Origin of the sequence: Alistipes sp. AF14-19 (assembly GCF_003461645.1) — a bacterium.
Taxonomy (GTDB): domain Bacteria; phylum Bacteroidota; class Bacteroidia; order Bacteroidales; family Rikenellaceae; genus Alistipes; species Alistipes shahii.
In genome coordinates this window covers 1-3,270 of sequence record NZ_QTXM01000044.1, presented here as the reverse complement: position 1 = coordinate 3,270, position 3,270 = coordinate 1, and the positions used below count along the sequence as shown (strand labels likewise).

General features: G+C 47.8%; 3 protein-coding genes and 1 pseudogene. All 4 read left to right on the top strand.

Annotated elements, in window-relative coordinates:
- Positions 1 to 854, top strand: a pseudogene (locus tag DWW03_RS16275) (tyrosine-type recombinase/integrase); the annotation flags it as partial.
- A 247-nt stretch (positions 855 to 1,101) separates the two neighbouring features.
- Positions 1,102 to 1,959 carry a transposon Tn4555 protein TnpC gene (gene tnpC / locus DWW03_RS16270; RefSeq protein ID WP_004339687.1) on the top strand — a complete coding sequence of 286 codons (858 nt, stop codon included), beginning with the start codon at positions 1,102 to 1,104 and terminating at the stop codon, positions 1,957 to 1,959.
- A gap of 199 nt (positions 1,960 to 2,158) precedes the next feature.
- The gene (locus DWW03_RS16265) at positions 2,159 to 2,533 is read left to right on the top strand and encodes an excisionase family DNA-binding protein (RefSeq protein ID WP_004338328.1); all 375 of its coding nucleotides are present in this window, start codon (positions 2,159 to 2,161) and stop codon (positions 2,531 to 2,533) included.
- Positions 2,534 to 2,538: 5 nt separating this feature from the next.
- A partial coding sequence (locus DWW03_RS16260) for an AAA family ATPase (RefSeq protein ID WP_118407055.1) occupies positions 2,539 to 3,270 on the top strand: 732 nt, incomplete at its 3' end.

Below are 3,270 nucleotides of genomic sequence, written 5' to 3'. Positions count from 1 at the left end.
AAGACCAAGATGAAGGGCGATTTCCTTGCCTATTTCAAAGGACTGGCTGACCGCAAGAATATCAAGTGGCAGCACGTATACAAGCATTTCCAGCGGTTCGTGAACGGCAAATGCACCTTTGAGGAGGTGGATGTGGATTTGTGCCGCAAGTTCATGGAATACCTGCTTGATGCACCCCAATCCATCCACACCAACCAAAAGCTGCACATCAACTCCGCAGCAGGCTATTGGTCAACTTTCCGTGCCGTGCTGCACACCGCTTACCGTGACAGGAAGATAAAGGAGAACCCAAACGGCTTCTTAGACCGCATCGAGTGCATTCCCACCATCAGGGAGCATTTGAGCCAAGAGGAACTGATACGGCTTGCCGAAACACCCTGTGAGGAGGAGGTCTTGAAAAAAGCTTTTCTTTTCGCCTGTCTTACGGGACTGAGAAAGAGCGACATCAGACAGCTCACGTGGCAGCAGATACAACCATACACCAACGGCAGGATGTTCGTTACCACCCGTATGCAGAAAACCAAAGAAATAGTGCATAACCCCATCAGTGATGAAGCCTATGGACTGCTGGGAGAACGGGGCGAGGGACTTATCTTTGAGGATTTCAAGGACAAGATGCTGCAAGGACCACTCCAACGGTGGCTCACGGCAGCAGGGATAACAAAGAAAATCACCTTTCACTGTACCCGCCACAGCTTCGGAAGCTGCACGTGGAAATGGGAACGGACATGGCTGTCATCCAAGCCTATCTCGGACATAAGAACATTACCACCACACAAATCTATTCCAAGATAGCAGCGCAGCGGATGTGTCAGGTGGTGGACAAGATAACCTTGAAGCGCAAGGAGGCATAAATGTCTCACATTGACAGGTATTCAGAGGGGCGGTTATGGCTACAAGGCTATAATCGCCCCTCTATGTTTTTGGCTTGATGCCACCATTTATAAGCCCCTCAGAGTATGAAACAGAGTATGATATGATGACATTTCGTGAAATACATTGAAAAAGACCGTTCTAACCGCAAATAACGGGCAGTAATTGGGAAAAATAGCATTAACTTTGCACAAAATAATACAGGAACATTCAATCTCTCAACGAAATATGGAATCATCAATCAAGGACAAATACATCATCTTGGGCTTTGTCGGCTTCGCCATCGTCCTAATATCTTCCATTGCCACGCTGGTAATAGCGGACAGCTTCAACCAAGACAACTTTGTCAGGTGGATAGTATTCGTATGCTGTAACCTGTTGGGATGGTTGCTCTATCTCTCCTTTCAGACACTTATCTTTGATACATACGAAATCTACAAAATCAAGTTCGGCAAGAAAGAAACGATTGCCGAAGCCATAGAGGTGCAGGAAGAACTGTCACAAAATACACTTGAAGAAGCCACATCTGTGCCTGGACCTACATCAGTCCCTGAGCCTGTACCCGAATCATCCCCGACAAAAGAAGAGACACTTATCCAAACACAACCGATAGAGCTTACTATCGCCCCGGATCTTCACGAAAAGAACCGTGCCAATTACGCAAGCAGAGAGCAACGGGAAAAGGAAGAGCGCATCCGCATGGTCATGGAGTATTGCCATTATTACCTGCCTCGCATTGCCGACCAAGAAACCGTGAACCACATCTGTACTGAGGTGGACAAATGGATGAATCTTAACACTTATACCCCGAAGCCCATACAAAGACCGTTTACCAAAGACATCAACAACATTCCACTCCGTCACTTCGTATGGAATATCTCTGAGCGTTTCCTGTACAAGAGATACTACAATGGGGATAACCGTGCCAAGTTCATCAAAGCCCTTTTCCCGAAATCGTTTGCTGATACAGACTTATCAACCATCAAGAATTTCAAGGTAGAGCCGTTAAAGACGGAAATTCCCATTGATGAACCCGAAAACGGCAAACTTGATTTCCACTATCCCGAGGATTATGTGCGGAATTAGGATAATCACGACACCAACGACAACCATCCGGTAACTCATAACCGCCTGTTTTACATCGTTTCCCGAGTAATTTTACCCGTCATTTATGGCTGGTCTTAATTATTCGGGAATTATTTTGCAATGACGTGTCGTGGAGATATTCACGGATATATCATTTCAGTCCTTTGCGCCAAGTCTTACAAAAGAGACGAGTACGCGAATGGAAAAATCAATTCTTACCTTCAACGACCTCCCCGAGGTTGTCGCTCAGCTTCGAGACGAAGTGATGAGCCTGAAAAGCCTGCTCGCCGAGCAGCGCAGTGTGAACAATGCCAAAACGGTGGACACCCACGTGCCCATGTCTGTGGACGAGGCAGCAGAGTATTTAGGTATCCCTAAGGGTACGCTCTACATGAAACTGTCAGAAGGGACAATCCCTGCCACCAAGCCCGGCAAACGCTATTGCCTTTACCGTGACGAACTGGACAAGTGGCTGGAAACCGCCCGAAAGAATCCCATACCGTTGTCAGACGAGGAACTGAACAAGTCCTTATCCTCTTCCCACCGTCGCAAGCCCAACCCACGTAACTGGTGAATGATATGGAAGAGGATAAGAACTATATCAACCTGATACGTGGCGACCTCACAAAAGCATCCCAAGCGCATAACGGTATGCCCGACAGTGTAGGCATGATGAATATCAAGACGGCAAACCAAACCATTCTTGAAGCATCGTTATTGCCTACGCCCCGTGCGCTGTGGGACAGCTTTTGGTACGAGGGGGAACTCTCCTGCTTGTTTGCCGATTCCAACGTGGGCAAGTCCATCCTTGCCGTGCAGATAGCCGACCGCATCGCCCGAACCGACAATGTGCTGTATCTGGACTTTGAACTGTCCGAAAAGCAGTTCCAGCTCCGCTATACCAACGAGCATGGAGAGCTCTACACCTTTCCCGACAAACTCTATCGGGTGTCTATTGACTGCAACCAGCTTTTGGATGCCAACTTTGAGGAAGCTATCATAGGCGGCATTGAACAGATGGCTGTGCAGACCGACTGCAAGATTTTCATCATTGACAATCTTACCTACCTGTGTTGCGCCATGGAGAAAGGCGATGCCGCAGGACGGCTGATGATTCAGCTGAACAATCTCAAAAAGAGATATGCGCTCTCTATCCTTGTCCTAGCACATACGCCCAAACGCTCTTTGGATTGTCCCATCACATCCAACGACCTTGCCGGAAGCAAACGGCTCTACAATTTCTTTGACAGCGTGTTCACCATTGGAAAAAGTGCCCAAGACGGAGGGCTTCGCTATGTGAAGCAGCTTAAA

Coding starts and splice junctions, on each gene's coding strand:
- tnpC (WP_004339687.1), top strand. CDS start 1,102: ATGGAATCATCAATCAAGGACAAATACATCATCTTGGGCTTTGTCGGC.
- DWW03_RS16265 (WP_004338328.1), top strand. CDS start 2,159: ATGGAAAAATCAATTCTTACCTTCAACGACCTCCCCGAGGTTGTCGCT.